The sequence below is a fragment of the Janthinobacterium sp. UMAB-56 genome (assembly GCF_900095265.1).
Classification (GTDB): domain Bacteria; phylum Pseudomonadota; class Gammaproteobacteria; order Burkholderiales; family Burkholderiaceae_D; genus Janthinobacterium.
On sequence record NZ_LT607671.1, the window covers coordinates 1 to 23,064 of the forward strand.

The following is a 23,064-nucleotide window of genomic DNA, read 5'->3' on the forward strand; positions in this document are numbered from 1 at the left end:
ATCGCGGAACAGATGCAAATGCTGGGCGGTCGCTCCGGCATGGGCGGCGACGCCGGCGGTGGCGATGACAGCTACGGTGGTGGTGGTGGTGGTGGTGGTGGCGGCTACGACGCCCCGGCCCCGCGCCAGGCGCCCGCCCCGCGCCCAGCCCCGGCCCCGGCACCACGCCCGGCACCGAAGCCAGCACCGAACTTCTCGGATATGGATGACGATATTCCGTTTTAATGCGGACAAAGCCGCTTTTTGCTAGAAGCCTGTTTTCTGAGAGGAAAACAGGCTTTTTCTTTATAGGGAATTTCCTTTGCAAGTGGATGAATAAGCGGGCCATGGCGATGCCGCCGATCTCACGCCAGCGGCTGCCAGGCGCCTGTACGGCAGCGCGCAGGGCCAGTTCAAGGAAGGTTTTTTCCCCCTTTCTTGACCTAGGTACTTTTTTTGGCTGCGCACGTTTCAAGATGCGGTCGAATGCCGATTTCAGGTAGGCTGAAGCGTTTCTACGTTGCGGAACAGGCTGCGGGCGCTGCTGCGCCGGACCGGTTTTTGCTGCTCTTCTTCCCTGTATTGAAAGGAACGAAAATGGGTATCTCTGGAAAAGTTGCGCTGGTCACAGGTGCCGCGCAAGGCATAGGCAAGGCCATCGCCTTGCGCCTGGCCAAGGATGGCGCCGATATCGCGCTGGTGGATTTGAACCAGGACAAGCTGGACGCGGCCGCTGCCGAAGTGCGTGCGCTGGGGCGCCGCGCCGTCACCTTCATTGCCGACGTGTCGCAGCTCGATCAGGTGACTGCAGCGGTGGCTTTTGCCGAGCAGGAGTTGGGTGGCTTCGACATCATCGTCAACAACGCCGGCATCGCGCAAGTGCAGCCGCTGCTCGATGTGACGCCGGAAGAGGTCGATCGCATCATGCGCATCAATGTGCAAGGGACACTCTGGGGTATCCAGGCTGCCGCGAAGACGTTCAAGAAGCGCGAGCAGAAGGGCAAGATCATCAATGCCTGCTCCATCGCCGGGCATGACGGCTTTGCCTTGCTGGGTGTGTACTCGGCTACCAAGTTTGCCGTGCGTGCGCTGACGCAGGCGGCGGCCAAGGAACTGGCGGCTGACGGCATCACCGTCAACGCGTATTGCCCCGGCGTCGTCGGCACGGACATGTGGGTCGAGATCGACAAGCGCATGGCCGAAGTAACGGGCGCCGAGCTCGGTGCTACCTACAAAAAATACGTGGATGGTATTGCACTGGGACGTGCCGAGACGCCGGAAGACGTGGCGGGACTCGTCTCCTTCCTGGCTGGGCCGGATGCGGACTACATGACGGGTCAGGCGCCGCTGATCGATGGTGGTCTGGTGTACCGCTAAACGCTGCAAGCATAAAAAAACAGGCCACCTTGTCCGTGACAGCGTGGCCTGTTTGCGTTGCATCAAGGTTTAGGGAAAACTGACTTCCTTGCGGTTGTCGCGCGGGACGCGGTCGATCATCTTGTTGTAGGGATCGACACCCACTTCGAACGGTTTTTCCTTCACCGTGATGGTGATCACCGGATCGCTGCCCGACAAGACGCGCTTATCCATGAGCAGGACCTTCTCGTCCTTTTCCTTGGCGCCAGGCGCACGCGCGAAGATGGCGATTTCCACCGGCTCGTCATAGGCGCGCGGGCTTTCCTTGCCCTTGCCGTCGGACTCCAGCTTGGCCAGGTGCAGCTGCATGCTGACATCCCACTGGCCATCCGGGCGCTTGACGGCGCTCGCCTGCGTGACGCGGTTATCGTAAAACACGATTTTCTCGAACAGATCGGTGATCAGCGCCTGCTTGTCCTGCGGCGTTTCGGCGCGTATGTAGGCCAGCAATTCCGACGATGTGGTGAACGGCGCCTGCTGGTAGCCCTTGTCCTGCAGATAGCGTTGCAGGGCACGGTTCAGCGCTTTCTCGCCGATTTCGTCGCGCAAACGGTAGAACACCAGGCTGCCTTTGTTGTAGTGGATGTATTGCTGTCCTTCCACGCGCGCCAGCGGCTGTTCCTCGATGGCTTCGCCGCCGCGCCCGCTCAGGTAGCGGTCCAGTTCATAGCGCAGGAAGCGGCGCATCTTGTCGCGCCCGTATTCCTTTTCCATCACCATCAGCGCCGAGTACTGCGCCAGGGACTCCATCAGCATGCTGGCGCCCTGCACGTTGGCGCCGATTACCTGGTGGCCCCACCACTGGTGCGCCATTTCATGCGCCGTAACGTAAAACACATAGTCGATGTCCTCCTTGTCGCGCAGGTCGGCGATGAAGCCGATGCCTTCCGAATAGGGAATCGTATTGGCAAACGACTGGGCGAAGCTCTGGTAGCCAGGAAATTCCAGGATACGCACTTGTTTGTGCTGGTAGGGCGTGAACTCGGTGGTGTAATAGTCGAGCGACTTTTGCACGGAGGTGATCATGCGCTGCGTGTTGTAGCCGTGCTTCTTGTCGACATAAATTTCGATAGGCAAGCCGTGCCACTCGCCTTTTGTGACTTCCCAGCGCGCCGACAGGTAGGCAAAGAAGGGCAGCATAGGCTGGTCCATCTTGTAGCGGTAATAGCGGCGGCCATCCTTTTCCCAGCTGGCCTGCAGATAGCCGGGCGCCAGGGCGATCTGCTCGCCGCTGGTGGAGACGGTAGTGTCGAAATGAATCCAGTCGGCATCGCCTCCCAGCACCGTATTGCCATACGCGCGCGAGTCTTCCAGCTTGGCCATGCGCTGCGGTTCACCCAGGCCCCGCTTGCGGCGCTCATTGCGGTCCAGCAATTCCATTTCCTTGGCATAGCCGAAGTGGGGAAAAAAGGCATGGTTATTGAAGAAGCTGCCGTTAAGGTTGACCTGGTCGGGCGTGCCGCTATTGGTAAAGCCCTGATGCGTGACGGCCACCGTGAAGTCCAGCGGCAAGGTGGCACCGGGTGCCAGGGGCAGGGCCAGTTTGAGGATGCTGAAGCCGAGTTTCTTGTCGTCCAGCGCCACCTTGTGTTCAGGCAAGTTCAACCAGTGCGTTTCCAGGTCCGGGTTGAGCTGGACACGCAGGGTATCGAGCGGCTGTGCTGTCTTGTTCTGCAGCACGTAGTGGCCCTTGATCAACACCTTGCGTTGCTCAGGATAGATATCCACATCGGCCTGGATGTCCGTGATCTTCGGCTGCGGCAAATCCTTGTATTGCTTGTACAGTTTTTCGTAGCGCGCCTGCTTGTCCATGCCGATGTTCGACGTTACGTACTGGTTCAGCACATTCGTGTTGTAGAAGATCCAGCCACCGGTGCCCGCCCAGCACAGCAGGACCGTGGCCAGCGCGGCACCGGCGACACCGCTCAGGCGCTGTTGCGCCAGGCGCACGCGCGCACGCCAGTCGACCGACAGGCCGCGCACCCAGAACGCCTGCGCCAGCATCACCAGTGCTACGGTAAACAGGCTCCAGTACAGCGCGAACCAGGCCCAGCCCGTCAGGAAGTGGCCATAGCCATTCATGTCCGAATACTTGATGGCGGGCATACCGCCAAAGGCGTACAGATTATGTTCGAAGTGCAGCATGCCCAGCACGGCTTGTGCCACCATCAGCAGGATCACCAGCAGGTAGCCGATGAACTTGTTATTCGACAGCACTTGCAGGGTGAGGGCGCACAAGCCCATCAGCACGAAGAAGAGGGCGCCCAGCAGGGTGCCTTTCAGGTACAGCCCCAGTTCCACGGGCGCGCCGCCCTTGACGAGCTGGAAGCCGATGGCGGCGATGACGCCCACCAGCAAATAGCCGGCGATGACGCCGATCAGTGCCGTGCATTTGGCCAGCAGCGGCACCCAGTCTGGCACGGGCATGGCGTCGCTGACGTCGGCGATCCTGGCTTGCCGTTCCTTGAAGATCAATTCGCCCGCGTAAAACGTGACGATGATGATCAAAAGGAAGCTGAAGCTGTTGCTGATCTGCTGCAACATCAAATGCGTCATCGGATACACGGCCGTGCCGTACATGTTCTTGGCCACGCTGGAGCCGGCGATCAGGTTGATGACGCCGAACAGCAGCATGACGAGGAAGGGCAGGCTCTTGAACACGCCGACGGCGTCGAAGCGCAGGATTTGCCACCATTGGCGCCAGGCTGTCGCGGCAGTCAAGGTGGGGATGCTGCGCGGCAGCTGCAGCGGCGCCGTGACGGCGGGAGCGGCGGCCACGGCCTTGTGCTTGCCGAACAGGCGCTTGCCCGTGCCCGTGCGCTGCGGCTTGAACAGGACCACGGTGGCGGCGAACAGCACCACCGTTATACCCAGCCACAGCAAGCGGTTGGCCAGCAGGAAGCCGGAAAACGGTGGCAGGCCCGCGTTCGCTTCGGCGGAGGTGAAGTAGCGCGTCATGCGGCCCAGGGCGCGCATGCCGAACGGGTCGAGCAGGACGGCGATCCATTCGTTGTTGATGTCGCGCGTAAAGGCGCCGGCCGTGCCCCACAGCACTAAAAAGCCCAGTACGCCCACATAGACGAGCAGCATCGAGCGCGTGGTGGCCGCCAGTAGCATCAGCAGGGCGCCAATGAAGAGCAGATTGGGGATCACCATGACGCCGAAGCTCCACGCATACGCCTGCAGCGAGAACGCGCCCACGCGCTGCGGGTCGACCCAGGGCATGAGGGGACCGAGCATGATGGCCAGGGCAATGGCGGCAAAGATCACCAGGCAGGCGACGAAGCCGGCGGCGAAGCGGCCGAACAGGTAATCCCACTTGCGCATGGGCGTGGCGAACAGCATGTCGGCCATGCCCACTTCGCTGTCGCGCAGCACGGCGCCAGCGATGAAGACGGTGATGAGCAACATCGACAGCAGGCTGAACATCGTCAGCAACTGCGCCACCACGGTGGGCGCATTGCGGTTGATGTTGCCGATGGCGCCGCCGACCTGGATCGAATCGCTGCTGCTGGCGCCAAACGCCAGCAAGGCCAGGATGACGGCAAATATCCACAGCAATGGCTGTTTCAGCTGATAGCCGAGGTCAAACTTGAAAAATTCCTTCCACATGGCGGCCCCTTACGCTGCGACCGCGACCGGCGCGGCGGCGGGAGCGGTGGCGCCATGGCGGGCAGCGTTGCGCACATGCAGGAAGTACACGTCTTCCAGGTCAGGGGCGATCTGCACGAAGCCGCTGTCGGGCTGGCTGTCGGCATACACATTGATTTGCGGCTTGCCGCCCACCAGGCGCGTTGACAGCACATTCAAGGTTTGCTGGTACTGCGCCAGTTCTTCCGTCGTAACGCTGCGGCGCCAGACCTTGTCGTGCAAGGTGGCTATCGCCGCCTGCGGCTCGCCCTGCACCAGCACCTGGCCCTTGACGATCATGGCCATGCGCGGGCACAGGTCCGTCACGTCGTCGACGATGTGCGTCGACAGTATAACCACTACTTGCTCGCCGATCTTCGCCAGCAAGTTCAGGAAGCGATTGCGCTCATCCGGGTCCAGGCCGGCAGTGGGCTCATCGACGATCACCAGGCGCGGTGCACCGAGCAGTGCCTGGGCGATGCCGAAGCGCTGGCGCATGCCGCCCGAATACGTGCCCAGGTTGCGCTTGCGCGCTTCCCACAGATTGGTTTGTTGCAGCAATGCTTCCACGGCTTCCTTGCGCGGGCCCTTTTCCGTCAAACCTTTCAAGACGGCAAAGTGGTTGAGCAAGGTTTCCGCGCTGACCTTCGGGTAGACGCCGAAATCCTGCGGCAGATAGCCGAGTTGGCGGCGCAGGCCGGCCTTGTCTTGCAACACATCGAGGCCATCGAAATGGATGCTGCCGCTATCGGGATCTTGTAAGGTGGCAATGGTGCGCATCAGCGAGGACTTGCCCGCGCCATTCGGTCCCAGCAAGCCGAACATTCCATTGGGAATTTCCAGGCTGACATTGTTGATGGCCTTGACGCCATTGGCGTACGTTTTGTTCAGCTGTTTGATCGATAGCATGTGCAGCATTCTCCAGAGCTTGGGTCTAAAAAGCCGGCAGATACCTGTCTGCCGGTCTGTGCAAGGGGATCGCCCTTGTGTCCTGTCAACCGCGATGGCGGATGTTACCTAAAGGCAATAATATATAAGCAATTAGAAAAAAGGTAATATTTTTGCGACCGGAGGCGAAAAGATGGGCATGAAATGCCGCAGGCGGGGATGAGTGACGGTGATAAGATCGCGCACTGGCTAGACGCCACTGCGGAGGGAAGATTTTCATGCATGCAATACACGAGATCATCGCCTTGCGCGCCATTGCACCGGGCGAAGAGGCGGCATTGGCGCGCCTGTTTCAACTGTACTGTTATGACAATGCTGCCTGGAGCGGTGAGGCGCTTCTGACCGATGGCCGCTACGACGTGTGCGATGCGGGGCTGGCGTCGTATGTGCATGCTGCTGGCCACACGGCCAGCTGGATCGAGGTCGAGGGCGAACTTGCCGGCTTTTTCCTCACGGAGCCTGGCATGGCGGGCGGCCTGGCCGTGCAGGAGTTCAGCGACTTTTTCATCCTGCAGAAATACCGGCGCCGGGGCGTGGCGCTGGAAGTGGTGCGCAGGGTGCTGCTGGACAGCGCGCAGACGTGGCTGGTGGCGACGTTTCGCGACGATGCCGCTGCCTGCGCGTTCTGGCGGCAGGCGTTTGCGCGCCTGCCGTTTGCCAGGGTCGAGGCCTGCGACGATCCTGCCTTGCCGCAGTTCCAGCTGACCTTGCTGAAACCGGTGACTTGAACTGCCTTAAAAGCGGACTTTGACGTAGGCGGAGGGGCCCGTCAGGCGCACGTTCAGGTCGGCATCGCGTTCGCTGTCGCGGTGCAGCTTGATTTTCGAGATGCCGTAATCGGCCACGAAGCCGATGTTCTTGAACGGAAACCATTCCACGCCGATATTGCCGCCGTAGATGTGGCCGTTGATGCGCCCGCCATTTTTCTTGATGCCCGACGCTTCCGCATACAGGCGCAAGTCCGGCGTGAAGGCGTGGCGCCAGCCCACTTCCAGCAGCGGCGCAAACGCGTGCTCGCCGATGGAATCGCGCGCCGTGGCCGTTTGGCCATTGACGAGGCCGGTGGCCGTGCCGTTCAGGCTAGCGTGGTAGTAGGCGGCACCCAGGCCGATGCCGAAGGTGTCGTTGCCGCTGCCCAGCCACCATTTATAGGCCAGCTTGGCCAGGTCCAGCTTCAAATCGGCATTCGCCGTGGCCGTGCCCGTAACGGGCTGGCCATTGATGATGGTTTCGCCTGTCAGGCTTGGCGTATAGGATTTGTCGTAGCGGTAGTAGTCGAATGCCAGCCCATGGCGGTCGCCGATCAGCAAGTCCGCCTGGATGCGCGGGATGGTGGTGTGGCTTTGCTTCGATTCGGGCGCGTCGATGCGGCCAAACTGCGTGTCGGCGCCGATATTGATGCGCGGATCGGCGGAAAACGCCCCTACCGAGATGCTGACACGGTCCAGTGCTGGCGATGGCTCGGCCCGCGCCGTGGCGGTTGCCGTGGCAATGCCCAGCACCCCCAGCATCATGGCGCCGCGCAAGGCGAGATGTTGCAAACGGGGTGGGGACAGGCGGGCGGGGACGGACTTAACAAACATGGGCTTACTCCTCGGAAAGATGACAGGTGGGCCGCGACGCTGTGGCGGCCGACAGATGTAATGCAATGAGGAAATGGTATCAACTGTTACATTTAGATCGCGTAGCCGCACGGCGCAAATTGCCGTCGGATTTATCCTACCGTGTGTAATAGCTGGTAGATAGGCCGGCATTGCCTGCAGCGGGGAAGGTGGGCAGAATGGTGGGAACGAGGAGGAGACACCGTATGAAAATCGCCGCCATTTCCGATATCCACGGCAACGTGGACGCGCTTGACGCCGTGCTGGCCGACATCGCCCGGCGTCAGGTCGACGTCACCGTCAACCTGGGCGATATCGTTTCGGGTCATCTGCAGCCACGCGCCACGGCGGCGCGCCTGATGGGGCTAGCCTTGCCCACCATTCGCGGCAACCACGAGCGCCAGTTGCTGGGAGACCCGGCCCGCATGGGTGTCTCGGACGCCTATGCGCGCGCGCAACTGTTGCCGGAGCAATTAGAGTGGATCGCGGCGCTGCCCGCCACCTTGCGTCTGCGGCATGACGTGCTGCTCGTGCATGGCACGCCCAGCAGTGACCTCGTGTATTTTCTCGACAGCGTCACGCCGCAAGGCAGCCGCGCCGCTACGCTGGAGGAGGTGGCAGGCCGCGCCGGGACGGCCGAGGCGGCCTTGATTTTGTGCGGCCACACGCATATGCCGCGCCAGGTGCGACTGCCCGATGGCCGGCTGATCGTCAACCCGGGCAGCGTGGGTTTGCAGGCCTACGATGACGACCATGTGTACCCGCACGTGATGGAAAACGGCACGCCGCATGCGCGCTATGCCATCGCCGAACAGGGCGCCGATGGCGCCTGGACGGCGCAGTTGCACGCCGTGGAATATGACTGGGAAAAGGCGGCCCGGCTGGCGCTGGCCAACGGCCGGCCCGACTGGGCCACGCCCTTGCGCACGGGCCGGGTAGGGTGATCAGCGGAACTCTTCGGCCACCAGGTTGTATTTCTGCATCTTGTGATACAGGGTTTGTTTCGGCAAGCCGAGAACGGCGCTCACTTCGCTCACGTTGCCGGAATATGCGCGTAGTTCCTGTTCGATAAGGGCACGTTCGAAGCCGTTTACTTGTTCCGCCAGCGACAGGGGACTGGCTTGCCCGCCCGCCAGCAAGCTCGAGGCCCCACCGGCGATGCCGAGCACGAAGCGGTCGGCGATATTGCGCAGTTCGCGCACATTGCCGGGCCAGGAATGGGCCATCAGGTTGCGCATCTGTGCGCTGGACACCACGGGCGCGGCACGGTTGTAGCGGGCCGCAGCGGCCAGCACGAAGTGCTCGAACAGGATGGGAATGTCTTCGCGCCGTTCGCGCAGCGGCGGCAGATGCAGCACGATCAGATTCAAGCGGTAGTACAGGTCGCTGCGGAATTTCTGTTGCTGCGACAAGTCTTCCAGGTCCAGCTTGGCCGCCGCGATGACGCGCACGTCGACAGGCGTCGGCACGTTTGAGCCCAGGCGTTCGATATAGCGTTCCTGCAGCACGCGCAGCAATTTGACTTGCAGGGACAGGGGCAAGCTTTCGATTTCATCGAGGAAAAAAGTGCCTTGATCCGCATGCTCGATCTTGCCCACCTGGCGCTTGGCCGCGCCCGTGAACGCGCCCGGTTCGTGACCGAAGACTTCGCTTTCAAATATGCTTTCGGGAATCGCGCCGCAGTTGACGGCGACGAAGTTGTGCTTGCGGCGGTGGCTGAAGTCGTGCAGGCAGCGGGCCACCATTTCCTTGCCCGTGCCGGTGTCGCCATAGATCAGTACATCTGCCGGTTCATCGGCAACGTCGAGTATCAAGCGCCGTATGTCGCGCATCGCCACGGAATTCCCCAGCAGGCGTGCTTCGATGCCGCCGCCGTCCTCGAGCTGGCGGCGCAGGCTGTGCACTTCCAGCGTCAGGCGCCGCGTTTCCAGCGCGCGCAGGATGACGTCAACCAGTTGCTCGGATGAATAGGGTTTTTCGATGAAATCGTAGGCGCCCGTGCGCATGGCGTGCACGGCCATCGTGATGTCGCCGTGGCCTGTGACGAGAATCACGGGCAAGTTGGCATCGAGCGTCTTGACCGCTTGCAGCAATTCCAGGCCGCTCATGCCGGGCAGGCGCACGTCGCTCACGACGATGCCGGGAAAATCCGGCGTCAGCAGTTTATAGGCCAGCTCGGCCGAATGAAACGCCAGCACGTCCAGGCCGGCCAGCTGCAGTGCCTGCTCGCTGCCTTCGCGTACGGTGGGGTCGTCCTCGACCAGCAAGACCTTCAAGCCGTCAAACATGTTTTTCCTCCTGCGTTGCAATCTGTAGTTCGATGGTGAAGATGGCGCCGCCGCCGGGGGCGTTTTCGGCGCGCAGCACGCCGCCGAACTGGCGCGTGATCTGTTCGGAAATGGCCAGTCCCAGGCCCAGTCCCAGGCCTTGCGGCTTGGTCGTGAAGAACGGTTCGAACAGGTGTTCGCACACTTCCGTCGACAGGCCCGGCCCCGTGTCAGCCACGTGGATCAGCACATGCTCCGGCGTGCACTCGACGGACACGCGCAGGCTGCGCACGTCGCTGCCATTCATGGCGTCGAGCGCATTCGCGTACAGGTTCACCAGCACTTGCTCAAGGCGGTTGCTTTCGCACATGGCGAAGATGTCTTCGGGCGGCAGTTGCAGGGTGAAACGCACATTTTCCACCTGCAGGCGGCGTTCGACGAGGAACAGGGCATTGCTGATCGCCGTGGGAATCGAGACGGAGGTCAGGCTGGTGGTCGACTTGCGCGCAAAAATCTTTAACTGTCCGGTAATGGTCCCCATCCTGGCTGCAATTTGTGAGATCTTCGCCAGGTTGCGCCGCGCATCGTCGAGCCGGCCGCGCTCGAGCAGGATGACGGCATTGTCGGACATGGTGCGCAGCGCCGTCAGCGGCTGGTTGAGTTCATGCGTGATGCTGGCCGACATCTGTCCCAGCACGGCCATCTTGCCGGCCTGGAATAGTTCATTCTGCGTGATGTGGAGTTTCTGCTCGGCTTTGCTGCGCACCTCGATTTCCTGGCTCAGGCTTTGCGTCATGGCATTGAGTTCCGAGGTGCGTTCCTCGACCATGGCTTCCAGATTGTCGTAGGCATGCTGCAGATCTTCGCGGGCGCGCAATTTTTGCGCCACGGCCGCGCGGCGCTGGCGCAGGTAAAAGAATAGCAGCATGAAAAAACCCAGCAGTACGCAAGAGAAGGCGGCCGCTGCGCGCGCACTGGCCTTGGCCTGAGCCAGGTCGGACAGGTAAATAAAAGTCCAGCCTTGCGGCGATTTGAGCTTGATTTGCGTCATCACGCTGGAGCTGATCTTGGGAGGGGTGTCGGCGTGTTCCTGCTCGCGCACGCTGATCACGCGCGCCCCATTGCCCAACTGGCGGTCGGAGACGAAGGGGATGGCGGCCAGCTGCTTCGAATAATACTGGCGCGTGCGGTTGAGCAGTGCCGTGATTTCGGGCGACAGCGGCGCCAGGGTCTTGTATTTCCAGTCCGCCATGGAGCTGAGGAAGATCACGCCATGCTCGTCGGCCAGCATGACCTTGTCGGCGCCCTGCACCCAGCGCTTTTCCAGGGTTTCCAGGTTCACCTTCACCGTTGCCAGGCCCAGCATGTGACCATTCTGGTAAATGCCATGGGCAAAGAAGTAGCCGGGCTCCAGCCGCGTCGTGCCGACGCCATAAAAACGCCCTGGCGTGCCGCGCAGCGCATCCTGGGCGTAGGGGCGGAACGAGATATTGTCGCCAATAAAGCTGTCGGGCTGCTGCCAGTTGCTGGCGGCCCGCGTGTTGCCGTCGAGGTTGCTGATGAAGATCGTCGAGGATTTCGCCTGGGCATTCATCTGCTCAAGGTAATGATTGACCGTATCGACCAGCACCGGGTCTTCCGGGTGCTGCAGCAGGCGGATCACGTCACGGTTCAGCTCCAGGGTCTTGGGCAGGAAGTCGTATTTTTCCAGCGCATTTTCCAGGCTGCTGACATACACCTCCAGGCGCTGTGCGCCGCTGGCCTGCAGTTTGCCAATGGCGATGCGTTCGGTCCAGAAATACACGAGCCAGACGGTGGCCAGGCAGGCGGCCAGCACCACACCCCAGGCCAGCGTTTCGCGGCCCGACCGTTGCGACAGGCGCTGGCGCCAGGAAAGGGAGGGTTTGTTACTGCTATGCATAAAATTAGCTGCCAACTTGCAGGAACCCACAGTATCGCATTTAAATATTGCGTAAAAAGAAAAAGCCGCCGGACATGCACCCGGCGGCTTGCGCTGTATTCAGCCGCGATCAGAAGGTATGACGCATGCCTAAATTGAAACCGCTGTTGCCGGTGCCATCGTCGGTGGCATTGCCGACGGTGAAGGTGGCACCGTTCTTGTTGCTGATATGGCCGTAACCGGTGTACAGGTCGCTGCGCTTGGACAGCGCATAGAAGGCGCCGATGGCCCACTGCTGGGCGTCACGGTTCAGGTTGCTCTTGTCGTTGTGGCGGATGTAGGACGCGACCAGCTTGGTGGCGCCGAACGGGGCGCTGAAGCCAACGATGATGTCGTTGCTCTTGCTGTCGTCGATGGCGCGGTTGTCGGCGTAGCCGAAGTTGCCTTGCAGCACGCCAAAGTCGTAGCGCGCGGCCAGCAGGGTGTTGCGCGTTTGTTGCGACACCAAATTTTCCTTGCGGTGATGCGTCAGGGTCACGTTCAGCGGGCCGTCGATGTAATGCACGGCACCGCCCATGCTGCGATTTTTCGCATTGTCGCCTGCCACTTCGCCAAAGCCATACGCCAGGTCGGCCGACAGCTTGCTCCAGGTCGGCGTGCTGTATTGCACCATGTTATCGACGCGGTAATTCGTCGTCGCCATGATGTTCGATGCCGTGCCGGCCAGGCCGATGACAAACGGATCGGCCACGTCGCGCAGGGCCAGGTAGTACGGCGTATATTGGCGGCCCAGGGTGACGGCGCCGGCGCTGCCGGTCAGGCCGACATACGCCTGGCGGCCGAACAGCCGGCCGCCCTGACCCGAGGTACCGGTATCGATATTGAAACCGCTTTCCAGTACGAAGGTGGCGGCCAGGCCAGCACCCAGGTCTTCCTTGCCCTTGAAGCCGATGCGCGAGCCCGAGGCCACGCCGGAAGCGACGCGGTTCAGGCGGTCGCCGGCCGCATCTTTGTCGAACACCAGGCCGGCGTCAGCCACGCCATACATGGTCACGCTGGATTGAGCCAATGCGCCGCCGGAAGCTGCGCCAAGGGCCAGCAGGGTAAACAGGACTTTTTTCATGAAAATCTCTCTAATAAGTTGGAATGACTACTGATCGCACTACCTGACTGCTTGTTACTCAACATGGACAACAAATAAATGGCCCGCTTGTGGCGGGCCATGGCGCTATCAGGCTTTGCTAGCGTGGTCAGCTTCGCCCCAATGGCTTTCCGTGTTCTGGTTGGCGGCGTTGGCCGCGGCGGCTTCTTCCTCGGTGGCCAGGCCACCTTCCCACTTGGCGACGACGGCCGTGGCGACGGCATTGCCGACCGCGTTGGTGGCCGAACGGCCCATGTCGAGGAATTGGTCGACACCCATCAGCAGCAGCAAGCCCGCTTCCGGAATATTGAATTGGTTCAGGGTAGCGGCAATCACGACCAGCGAGGCGCGCGGCACGCCGGCCATGCCTTTCGAGGTCAGCATCAGCAGCAGCAGCATGGTGATCTGTGTGCCGATCGACAGGTCGATACCATAGGCTTGCGCGATGAACAGCACGGCAAAGGTGCAATACATCATCGAACCGTCGAGGTTGAAGGAGTAGCCCATTGGCAACACAAAACTGGAAATCTTGCGGTCCACGCCAAATTGGTCGAGCGCCGTCAGCAGTTTTGGATAGGCCGCTTCCGAGCTGGCCGTCGAGAAGGCCAACAGGAACGGTTCGCGGATCAGGCCGACGAGCTTGAAGATGCGCGGGCCGATGACGACGAAGCCGGCGCCGATCAGCAGTGTCCACAGGCACAGCAGGCCCACGTAGAAGCCGCCCATGAACTTGGCAAACGTGACCAGCACGCCCAGGCCGTGCGTGGTGATGACGGAAGCCATCGCGGCGAACACGGCCAGCGGAGCCAGGTTCATGATGGTGCCGGTGATGCGCAGCATGACTTGCGCCAGCTGGTCGACGACGGCCGTCAGGGTCTTGCCCGATTCGCCCAGGCCGGCCAGTGCGCCGCCGAAGAAGATCGAGAACACCAGTACTTGCAGGATTTCATTATTGGCCATGGCCTCGATCGGCGACTTCGGCACCAGGTGCGTGAAGAAATCTTTCAAGGTGAAGGCGGCCGTTTTCAGATTGGTTGAAGCGTGCACGTCCGGCAATGGCAAACCGAGGTTGGTACCCAGCTGCATCAGGTTCGACAGCACCATGCCCAGCGCCAGCGAGACCAGCGAGGCAACCACGAACCAGCACATGGCTTTCAAGCCGATACGGCCCGCCGTCTTGCCGTCGCCCATGTGGGCGATGCCGACTGTCAGGGTAGAGAACACCAGCAACGCAATGATCATCTTGATCAGGCGCAGGAAGACGTCGGTGACGATGGAAATATTGCCAGCGATCTGGGCGCTGAGCTTGGCATCAGGGAAGGCGGTGTTGCATCCATAACCGACGGCAATGCCGAGGACCATGGCAATCAGGATGTACAGGGTTAATGGCCGTTTCTTTTTCATTTTGACTCCTCCGGTGAAACGCCGCTGTGAGCGGATTATTGATAGCGAGCAACTCAAGCTTGGAGTCAATATTTCTCAGAAACAAGCCCTTGCGTGCCAGCGATTATTTGCAGCAAAACCTGTACATAGCAAAGGATATGCCTGAAATGAGAATTTGGGAGCTAAGTTCTTAAGTTGTTGATTTAAGGAAGCTTTTTTGTTGCTAAGATGTCGCAAATTGGCGTGCTTGCGCGAAATATTGGACGCGGTGGATGATCGCTGTATGACTTTTCATACGCTAGTCGCGGCAGGTCGTGCGTGCAGCAAAAAGACAAGATTATCAGGACAATAAAAAAGCCCCTCCGAAGAGGGGCCCGATGTTGCGCGATTCTGTACTATTGACGTTAGAACTTGATATTCGCCGTCAGGCTGAACGAACGTGGCTGGCCAGGGGTGTAGCGGAAGCCGGACTTGTTGATGGCCGCCACATAGGTCTTGTCGGCCAGGTTGTAGGCGTTCAACTGCAAGTCGAGGTTTTTGTTGACGGTGTAGGTCGCCATGGCGTCGAAGACCCAGTAGGCATCCACGCGGACCGGGGTGCCGACGGCGCCATCGGTGCCGCGCAGCATTTCACCCACGTAACGCGCGCCGCCGCCTATCTTCAGGCCAAACGGCAGGGTGTACGAAGTCCAGCTGGTGAACGACTGTTTCGGTGTGTAGCTGAGGTTATTGATGCCGCTGGCCGTGACGACCTTGCCCGACTCGACCTTGGTATTCATGCGCGTATAGCCGGCGCTGACCAGCCAGTTCGGCATGACTTCACCCACCACCCCGATTTCGATGCCTTCCACGCGCTTCTTGCCGGTCTGATAGTAGATCAGATCGACAGGATCCTGTTCCACTTCATTTTTCACGGTGGTCTGGTAGACGGCGGCGGACAGCGACAGTTTTTGCTTCAGGAAGTCCCACTTGGTGCCGATTTCCTTGGTGATGGTTTCCTGCGCGTCATAGTTCGGGTTTTGCGCGCTGCTGGCGCCGGTGCTCAGCACAAAACTGGTACCCGGTGGCGCTTTCGACGTGGCCAGCAAGGCATACACGCTGCTGTCCGGCGTCGGCTTGTACATGGCCGAGATCTTGCCATTGGCAAAGGCATCGTTCAAGGTGATATGCACCGGAATCGGCGTGCCGACTGGCAGTTTTTGCACCTGGCCCGTCGCCACAGCCGTTTGCAGGGTGACGGCGTCATAGGTGGAGTTGAAATGGTCGAAGCGCACGCCGCCATTAAAGAGCCACTTGTCGCCGAACTTGACGGTGTCGAAGACATAAGCGCTTTGCGTATTGACTTCGCCTTGCGCGTAGGCGCCGCTGCGCACGGGATTGTGGCCGGTGACGGGGTCATGCGGGTTCGGCCGGTACAGGTTCGCTGCCGGCAAGGTGCCCAGGCTGGCGGCCACATAGCTGTAGTTGGTCTGTTTTTCGCTGGTGAACTCGGCGCCGGCCACCACGGAGTGCTTCAGCACGCCGGTGTCGAATTGCGCGCTGACCACGGTCTGATTGGTCAGAATCGTGTTTTCCTGGTCCTTGACGGTGCGCAGCGAGCGCGCCAGGGTCCAGCTCGACGGATCGGCGGCGTCCGGCGTCTTCAGGTTGGCGGTGTTGCCCATGAAGGCCGTCAGCAGGTAATCCTGCTTGGTCTTGCCGTAACGCGTGGTGTTCTGGATTTGCACGTTGGGCAAGAAATCATGGTCGATGCGCAAGGTGCCCATATCGGCCTTGACCTTGTTGTAGTCCGCAGTGGAGCCGTAAAAATTCTTCGGGTCGACCCTGGCCGCGCTGGTCAGGAAGGTGCGCACGACCGGGTTGGCCGTTGTGGCGGTGTCGGGCGCCGAGTAGCCTGGCAAGCCGATGGTCGGCACGCCGCCGTCGGGCACGTTGTTCTGGTCCACGTGCAGGTAGCTGGCCGTGATGCGCGTTGGCTTGCCGATGCCGAAGGTGACGGTAGGCGCGAAGGCCCAGCGCTTGTTGGTGACTTCATCGCGGGCCGGGTCGCCGCTGTCCTGCGTCATCAGGTTCAGGCGCAAGGCCGTGCCGGTATCGCTGTCGAGGACGCGGTTCCAGTCGGCCGTGGCGCGTTTCTGCTTGCCGCTGCCCGCCGTCAGCAGCGAATTGAATTTGTTTTCCATGCTCGCCGTCTTGCTGACCAGGTTGATCGAGCCGGTGGGCGAACCGCGGCCGCTATCCGTGCCCGCCGGGCCCTTCAGTACATCGATCTGTTCGATGTTGAAGACGTCGCGCGAGATGGAACCCACGTCGCGCACGCCATCGACATAGATGCTGCCGGACGAATCGAAACCGCGCATGTAGACGGCGTCGCCCGTGTTGGTGTTGCCGTTTTCGCCGAGGAAGAAGGTTCCCACGCCCGGCGTGTTGCGCAGCGCATCCGTCAGAGTCAGCGCGCCTTGCTGTTCGATCAATTCCTTCTTGATCACGACGATGGTTTGCGGCGTATTGATCAGCTCTTCCGTGTATTTCGGCGACGAGGCTTTTTCGGCCTTGAAATCATTTTCCTTGGAGCCCACGACCTTGATTTCGTTCAGGGTTTGCTGCGCTGCCGGGGCGCTTTGACCGGCCGGGTCCGCCGCCTGGGCGGCGACGGGCAGCAGCATCACGGCCAGGGCGGCGCCGATGTGCTGGTTGAAACGGGTTGGTGCGTGTTTGCGGCTCTTGATTGCCATCTTGCTCTCTCGATAAGGTCAGGGTAGTGGTTCCTGGCTGGCTCTGCGACGCGGTGTGTAGGCAGGCGGGCAAGTGGCTGGCGATGGAGACGGAAGGCCGTATTGTAATAACTGGGCGCTATTTCGTAAATGAGAATCGTTATCAGTATCATTTACGCAACGGATAGGGCGTGCCGCAAAAAAAACACTGTCATGGCTCATGCATGCATGCATGCTTGCTTTGCTGCCCGACCGCTGCTATGCGCGCAGGCGTTCCGGAGCAGGAGTATGATGAGCAACCTTTACAAATCTTCGCCCAGCATGCTGCAGACTCCCGATGCCTTTGTCCCCCTGATCGACCTACCCATACCGGCCCCGGCCGCCACCGAAACGCTGACATTTGTCTTTCACCGCGGACGTTTATTGTTGCGTACGCCCGAGCTATCCCTGCCCACGGCCGCCGAGGTGGCCTTGCTCGATATCGACCTGAGCCGCGCCCAGCCCGTCGGCCTGTGGCAGGGCCGTTACTGCCAGACCGTCTGGACCGATGAGGAAGTGCTGCCCGCCGACAGCCCCCTGGCGTGGCACGGTATGCGCTCGCTGTTCCATGCCGTCGATGATGGCTTCCTGGGCCTGGCCAGCCGCGCCGTGCAACTGGCCGAGTGGGCGCGCACGCACCGCCATTGCGGCGTGTGCGCCACGCCCATGCAGCGCCAGCGCGGCGAACGCTGCTTCACGTGCGCCGCCTGCGGCATGCTGGCGTACCCGCGCATTTCGCCGGCCATGATGGTGCTCATCCGCAAGGGCGATTCCGTGCTGCTGGCCATGCACAAGCATTCGCCATCGCAGCGTTTCAGTCCGCTGGCCGGTTTCCTGGAAGCGGGCGAATCGATCGAGGAAGCCGTGCACCGCGAAGTGATGGAAGAGGTGGGCTTGCGCGTGCATAACTTGCAGTACTTCATGAGTCAGTCCTGGCCGTTTCCCCATTCGCTGATGATCGCGTTTACGGCCGATTACCTCGACGGCGAGATCCGCCTGGACGAGAACGAGATCGCCGAGGCACGCTGGTTCGGCCCCGGCGATGCGTGGCCGGAAGCGAGCTCCAGCGTGTCGATCTCGGCCCTGCTGGTGCGGGCCCACCGTCCGCCAACGGTATAGGAAAGCCGGGGCCGCTCGGGCAGCTTGCCGCATTTTCTATATACTGGCGGCAATTGCAAATTTTAGGGTGGTTTAGCATGTCTCAAGAAGAATTCTCCGAAAACGACTGGCGCCGGCTGATCAGCAGCTTTGGCGAAGATCCGCAGCGTCCTGGCTTGCTGGAAACGCCGGCGCGCGTGGCCAAGGCGTGGAAGCACTGGACGTCCGGCTATGGCCAGGATCCGGTGGACTTGCTGAAAGCCTTTGAAGATGGCGCGGAGCAGTACAACGAGCTGATCGTCGTGCGCGGCATCCCCGTCTACAGCCATTGCGAACACCATCTGGCGCCGTTCTTTGGCAAGGCCACCATCGGCTACGTGCCAAATGGCAAGATCGTCGGCCTGTCGAAGCTGACGCGTCTCGTCGATTGCTTCTCCAAACGCCTGCAGGTGCAGGAACGCATGACGATGCAGATCGCCAATGCCCTGATGGAAGTGCTGGAACCGAAATCGGTGGGCGTGGTCGTACGCTGTCGCCACCTGTGCATGGAAAGCCGCGGTATCCGCACGCCGGGCGAAGAAACCATCACCTCGGCCATGCTGGGCGAGATGCAGCCGAACCTGGCGCTGCGCACGGAATTCCTGGCCCTGGCACGCGAAGTCTGACTTTCGGTGACGATGCATGATGAAGGCGGCAGATGCCGCCTTTTTTCATGTGCGTGGGGATTCCCGTTCCGCCAGGTAGCGGGCCGGCGGCTTACCGACCGCCTTGCGGAACATGGTGACAAAGCCGCTGGTGTTTTCATAGCCCAGTTCCATGGCCACCGCTTTCACGCTGTGGCCTTGCGCCAGCCGCTGCAAGGCAAGGATGATGTGCAATTGCCGGCGCCAGCGGCCCACGCTCATGCCCATCTCCTCGCATGACTGCCGGGTCATGCTGCGCTCGCTCATGCCGATGCGCCTGGCCCATTCGGTCAGGGTGCTTTTATCGGCTGGCTGTTCCAGCAGCAGGGCGGCCAGGCGGCGCAGGCGCGCATCGCGCGGCATCGGCAGATGCAAGTCTTCCACGGGCGCGAGCGCCAATTCATCGAGCAGGGTCGCCACCAGGCGTTCCTGCGCGCCATGCAGCGCAGTGAGGGTGGGAAAACCGGCCGCTTTGGTGATGAGTTCGCGCAACAGGGGCGAGACGGCCACGGTACAGCAGACGGCTGGCAAGGCCGGCGCCATGGCCGCCTCGACAAACAGGCAATAGCACTCGGCCTCGCCCACGCCCTGCGCGGCATGCATCAGGCCGCCCGGTATCCACACGGCGCACTGGGGCGGCACGATCCACACCCCACTTTCTACTTCACAATGAATCACGCCCCGCGTGGCATACAGCAACTTCCCCTTGCGGTGCTGGTGCGGCGCCTGCTCCCACTCCTCGCGCACGCTGGCCAGGCCCAGGGCCAGCAAGGGCCGCAGCACGCCGTCGACATCGAAATCGAAGATGGAGGCGTCGGCGTCCAGAGCCAGTTGGGTAGTGAGCATGCTGGGCAGCAATGGATGGGGCATGGAATGCGCCTTGGCTGGATTGAATAATATTGTGGCTATTGTATGCAATGACGGCGAGTGTCGTCATCGGTATCGTATGACTATCCGCAGCCCCGCTTCAACGGCAACCGCCGCCGCCCGTGTTCTGATGAAGGTGAGGAGGAACGGCAACCCCCTTGAAGGAGCCTTACATGCAACTCGATATCAGCGATTTCCCCCTCGTCTGGATCCGCCGCGATCCTGTCGCAGAGCGCCGCGACGAAGCCTTGTTCGCCCAGTTCGAAGCCTTGCTGGCGCGCCAGCAGGCGTTTGTCATTCTTAGCGAAGCAGGTCTGGATGACGATGGACATGTGCATCCGCAGAAAGAGCGCAAGCGCGCCGTGCTGTGGATGAAGCGACACAAGGCCGCCCTGCGCACCTATATTCAGGGCATGGTGCTGGTCGAACCGAGTGCGGCCAAGCGCCTGGCCGGCAAGGCCATCGCCGTCATGTTCGGCCAGTTCTGGGGCTACCCCTTGCATTTCGGCACCAGCCGCGATGACGCGCTCGACCTCGCGCAGCATTTGATCAGGGCGTGGCTGCCGCCAGGCAATGGCAGCACGGCCGCGCATCAGTAGCGGTAATCGTTGACGAAGTGTTTTGTAAAGTTGTACTTGCTGCCGCCGTCGAGCAAATCGACCAGGCGTTTCGGCGCCGAGGCCGACATGAAGGCGTCGGCCGCCCCACCCGTGCTGCGGAACTTCATGCCAGGGCTGAGAATCTGGTTGGCGCCGACTTTCAGGTGCTGGAAGCTTTTCGTCTTCTCGTTATTGAGGATGAAATGCAATTCCTGCTTGAAGGTCAGGAAGGGGATCTTCAGCCACCAGCCTTCGTCCGTGCCATAGACGGCGACGCTGGCAAAATGCGTGTTCTTGTCCGTCAGGGTGGGTTTGCCCAGGCGGTCGTTGATGCGTTTCATGGCTTCATTCTTGGTCATGCTGTGCTTTCGTGATTCGATCTATCTGGCGTGCATTTTGACACAGGCGCGCCGCCGCGTGCCGCGTATCGCTTCACAGCAGCAAAATCAGCGAGCCGAGTACGATCAAGCCACCGCCGAGGGCAGCTTTCACGGTGAACGGCTCGCCCAGCACCAGCCAGCCGGCCAGCATCACCAGTGCCACGCTGAGCTTGTCGACGGGTGCCACCAGTGAGACGGGGCCCAGCTGTAAAGCGCGGAAATAGCATAGCCACGACAGCCCCGTGGCCACGCCCGAAGCGATCAGGCAAGTCCAGCCCACCCAGTTGCCGCCGCTGGGGCGCTGCCATTCCGCGCGCAGCGAGATGATGGCTGCCGTCACCAGCAAGATGACACCCGTGCGTATCAAGGTGGCCATATTGCTGTTCAGATGGGCCACGCCCAGCTTGCCCAGGATGGCCGTCAGGGCCGCGAACACGGCCGACAGGATGGCAAAGCCTTGCCAGGTAAACGTGGTCGACATGGGACTCCTTGCGCGGTGGGGATCTGCAGTGACTGTAGCGTAAAAGAATGGCGGCCGCTGCCAGCAATTTTAGGCAACGCAGCATAAATTCTCGCCAAATGTCGCACGCATTAACAACACCGGGCAAAATTCATTGCTACCCGGCATTGTAAATATCGGTCGTTCGAGCGTATGCTGGAGACGTCTGAACGGTGCCGCCAGAGCACCGTCGCCGCCGCATTCCCGGCCTGCAGAGCTGGAAGCGGGCCACGCCCCTTCGCCGCACAATAGATAGTTGGAGACACAGCATGAAAAAATTGACGTTCCAGCAGAAATTATGGATCCCCCTGATTTGCAGCCTGTTGTGCATCACCGTTATTTTTGTCTACAACGCCCTGGAAATTCGCAAGATCCGCATTGAAGAGCGCAGCGCCGACCTGAGCAATGCCGCCGACTTGGGCCTGGGCGCCGTCAAGATGTTCGGCGACCTGGCTGCCAGCGGCGCCTTGACGCAGGAAGAAGCGCAAAAGCAGGCGACCGCCGTCATCAAGAGCATGCGTTTCGGCGAGACCGGTTATTTGTCCATCATTAACCTCGATGCCGTCGTCGTGATGAATCCCGCCGCGCCGCAAACCAACGGCAAGAACATGGCAGACTTCAAGGATGCCAACGGCACCTATCTGTATCGCGACATCGTTGCCGTGGGCAAGAGTGATGCAGGCAAGGGCTTCGTCCACTATTATTTCCCGCGTCCAGGCCAGAAAAATCCGGAACCGAAGATGAGCCGCGTGGTGGCCTACAAACCGTGGGCCTGGACCCTGGTGGTGGGCGTGTACATGGACGATATCGATGCGGCCTTCCGCCAGTCGCTGATCACCTCGCTGGGCGTGCTGCTGCTGGTGTGCGCGCTGCTGGCTGCCGTCGTCGTGGCGATCAACCGCAGCCTGCGCCATGCGCTGGGCGGCGACCCCGAATATGCGGCCGATGTGGCGGCACAGATCGCCAACAACGACTTGAGCGGCAACGTGCGCACGCATGCCAAGGACCGCCACAGCGTACTGTACGCAATGAAAACAATGCAGGCCAATCTGGTCGACGCAATCAGTGAAATCCGCCACAGCGCCGAGACGATCGCCACGGCATCGAGCGAGATTGCCAGCGGCAATATGGACCTGTCGGCACGCACGGAAATGCAAGCCAGTTCTCTGGAAGAAACGGCCGCATCGATGGAGGAATTGACCTCGACCGTGACACAGAACGCGGGCAACGCCGTGCAGGCGAATGAACTGGCGCAGTCCGCTTCCGCAGTGGCGCGCCAGGGCGGCGCCGTGGTGGCGCAAGTGATCGGCACCATGGATACCATCAACGCCTCGTCGCGCAAGATCGTCGACATCATCGGCGTCATCGACGGCATCGCTTTCCAGACGAATATCCTGGCCTTGAACGCGGCCGTGGAAGCGGCCCGCGCCGGCGAACAGGGCCGTGGCTTTGCCGTGGTGGCGTCGGAAGTGCGCAACCTGGCGCAACGTTCGGCGGGCGCGGCCAAGGAAATCAAGGAACTCATCGGCGCTTCCGTCGACAGCATCGCGGCCGGCAGCACTCTCGTCGCACAGGCGGGCACGACCATGGATCAGGTGGTGGCCAGCGTCTCGCGCGTGACCGACATCATGGCCGACATCACGGCCGCTTCGCACGAGCAAAGCACGGGCATCGGCCACGTCAACCAGGCGATCACCGAGATGGATAGCGTGACGCAGCAAAATGCGGCACTGGTGGAAGAGGCAGCCGCTGCGGCGTCGAGCATGCAGGACCAGGCGGCCGTGCTGGCGCAACTGGTGGCCCGCTTCAAACTGTCGGCGCAGGAGCCGGGCACGTCGCCGCGTCTGGCGGCAAGTGCGGCCGGCGCGCCACGCGCCGTGGCGAAAAAGCCGCTGCGCAGCCTGGCGGGGCGTTAAGGCC

Annotated in this window: 18 protein-coding genes and 1 pseudogene; 8 read left to right on the forward strand and 11 right to left on the reverse strand. The window is 61.3% G+C overall.

All coding sequences use genetic code 11. The features are described from left to right. Both K0F85_RS25780 and K0F85_RS25785 read left to right on the forward strand, forming a co-directional pair. Positions 1-225 (forward strand): annotated as a pseudogene (locus K0F85_RS25780) (single-stranded DNA-binding protein); the annotation flags it as partial. Positions 226-576: 351 nt separating this feature from the next. Continuing rightward, positions 577-1,356 (forward strand): acetoin reductase, encoded by a 780-nt coding sequence (locus K0F85_RS25785; RefSeq protein WP_219118708.1) that lies wholly within the window; start codon positions 577-579, stop codon positions 1,354-1,356. A 69-nt stretch (positions 1,357-1,425) separates the two neighbouring features. Here K0F85_RS25785 and K0F85_RS25790 read toward each other — a convergent pair whose 3' ends face one another. After that, complete coding sequence (locus tag K0F85_RS25790) at positions 1,426-5,007, reverse strand: M1 family aminopeptidase (RefSeq protein WP_219118709.1); 3,582 nt, start codon at positions 5,005-5,007, stop codon at positions 1,426-1,428. A 9-nt stretch (positions 5,008-5,016) separates the two neighbouring features. Beyond that, positions 5,017-5,934, reverse strand: coding sequence for an ABC transporter ATP-binding protein (locus tag K0F85_RS25795; RefSeq protein WP_219118710.1), 918 nt, complete (start codon positions 5,932-5,934; stop codon positions 5,017-5,019). Positions 5,935-6,191: 257 nt separating this feature from the next. On the opposite strand from K0F85_RS25795, the gene K0F85_RS25800 reads away from it, so the two are divergent. Next, positions 6,192-6,701 (forward strand): GNAT family N-acetyltransferase, encoded by a 510-nt coding sequence (locus K0F85_RS25800; RefSeq protein ID WP_219118711.1) that lies wholly within the window; start codon positions 6,192-6,194, stop codon positions 6,699-6,701. A gap of 6 nt (positions 6,702-6,707) precedes the next feature. Here the strand turns inward: K0F85_RS25800 and K0F85_RS25805 are convergent, their stop codons facing one another. After that, complete coding sequence (locus K0F85_RS25805) at positions 6,708-7,556, reverse strand: OprO/OprP family phosphate-selective porin (protein WP_219118712.1); 849 nt, start codon at positions 7,554-7,556, stop codon at positions 6,708-6,710. Between the two features lie 224 nt (positions 7,557-7,780). Between K0F85_RS25805 and K0F85_RS25810 the strand changes: the two genes are divergently transcribed. Then, the gene (locus K0F85_RS25810; RefSeq protein ID WP_219118713.1) at positions 7,781-8,518 is read left to right on the forward strand and encodes a metallophosphoesterase; all 738 of its coding nucleotides are present in this window, start codon (positions 7,781-7,783) and stop codon (positions 8,516-8,518) included. Here K0F85_RS25810 and K0F85_RS25815 read toward each other — a convergent pair whose 3' ends face one another. The 5 genes from K0F85_RS25815 to K0F85_RS25835 form a co-directional block, all read right to left on the reverse strand. Then, positions 8,519-9,862: a sigma-54 dependent transcriptional regulator gene (locus K0F85_RS25815; RefSeq protein WP_152255938.1), complete on the reverse strand. Its 1,344-nt coding sequence runs from the start codon at positions 9,860-9,862 to the stop codon at positions 8,519-8,521. Beyond that, a complete protein-coding gene (locus tag K0F85_RS25820) occupies positions 9,855-11,762 on the reverse strand; it encodes an ATP-binding protein (protein WP_219118714.1) in 1,908 nt (635 codons plus the stop codon). The genes K0F85_RS25815 and K0F85_RS25820 overlap by 8 nt, the downstream gene beginning before the upstream one ends. A 109-nt stretch (positions 11,763-11,871) precedes the next feature. Continuing rightward, a complete protein-coding gene (locus tag K0F85_RS25825; protein WP_219118715.1) occupies positions 11,872-12,864 on the reverse strand; it encodes a porin in 993 nt (330 codons plus the stop codon). A gap of 108 nt (positions 12,865-12,972) precedes the next feature. Beyond that, entirely contained in the window at positions 12,973-14,286 is a 1,314-nt protein-coding gene (locus K0F85_RS25830) for a dicarboxylate/amino acid:cation symporter (protein ID WP_219118716.1), read from the reverse strand. Positions 14,287-14,669: 383 nt separating this feature from the next. Then, the gene (locus K0F85_RS25835) at positions 14,670-17,000 is read right to left on the reverse strand and encodes a catecholate siderophore receptor Fiu (RefSeq protein ID WP_219118717.1); all 2,331 of its coding nucleotides are present in this window, start codon (positions 16,998-17,000) and stop codon (positions 14,670-14,672) included. 300 nt (positions 17,001-17,300) lie between these two features. On the opposite strand from K0F85_RS25835, the gene nudC reads away from it, so the two are divergent. Both nudC and folE read left to right on the forward strand, forming a co-directional pair. Further along, on the forward strand, positions 17,301-18,137 hold the full coding sequence (gene nudC / locus K0F85_RS25840; RefSeq protein WP_219118763.1) for an NAD(+) diphosphatase: 837 nt from the start codon (positions 17,301-17,303) through the stop codon (positions 18,135-18,137). Positions 18,138-18,214: 77 nt separating this feature from the next. Then, a complete protein-coding gene (folE, locus tag K0F85_RS25845) occupies positions 18,215-18,781 on the forward strand; it encodes a GTP cyclohydrolase I FolE (protein WP_035822985.1) in 567 nt (188 codons plus the stop codon). Positions 18,782-18,826: 45 nt separating this feature from the next. On the opposite strand, the gene K0F85_RS25850 is transcribed toward folE, so the two are convergent. Then, positions 18,827-19,645, reverse strand: a complete 819-nt coding sequence (locus K0F85_RS25850) for a helix-turn-helix transcriptional regulator (protein ID WP_219118764.1) — start codon at positions 19,643-19,645, stop codon at positions 18,827-18,829. A gap of 194 nt (positions 19,646-19,839) precedes the next feature. Between K0F85_RS25850 and K0F85_RS25855 the strand changes: the two genes are divergently transcribed. Then, a complete protein-coding gene (locus K0F85_RS25855) occupies positions 19,840-20,265 on the forward strand; it encodes a hypothetical protein (RefSeq protein WP_219118718.1) in 426 nt (141 codons plus the stop codon). On the opposite strand, the gene K0F85_RS25860 is transcribed toward K0F85_RS25855, so the two are convergent. Together K0F85_RS25860 and K0F85_RS25865 are read right to left on the reverse strand one after the other, a co-directional pair. Further along, a complete protein-coding gene (locus tag K0F85_RS25860; RefSeq protein WP_219118719.1) occupies positions 20,259-20,624 on the reverse strand; it encodes a hypothetical protein in 366 nt (121 codons plus the stop codon). The two genes, K0F85_RS25855 and K0F85_RS25860, sit on opposite strands and share 7 nt — an antisense overlap. A 73-nt stretch (positions 20,625-20,697) precedes the next feature. After that, positions 20,698-21,126 (reverse strand): EamA family transporter, encoded by a 429-nt coding sequence (locus K0F85_RS25865; protein WP_219118720.1) that lies wholly within the window; start codon positions 21,124-21,126, stop codon positions 20,698-20,700. Between the two features lie 287 nt (positions 21,127-21,413). Here K0F85_RS25865 and K0F85_RS25870 point away from each other — a divergent pair, with 287 nt between their 5' ends. Beyond that, a complete protein-coding gene (locus tag K0F85_RS25870) occupies positions 21,414-23,060 on the forward strand; it encodes a methyl-accepting chemotaxis protein (RefSeq protein WP_219118721.1) in 1,647 nt (548 codons plus the stop codon). Positions 23,061-23,064: the final 4 nt, after the last annotated feature.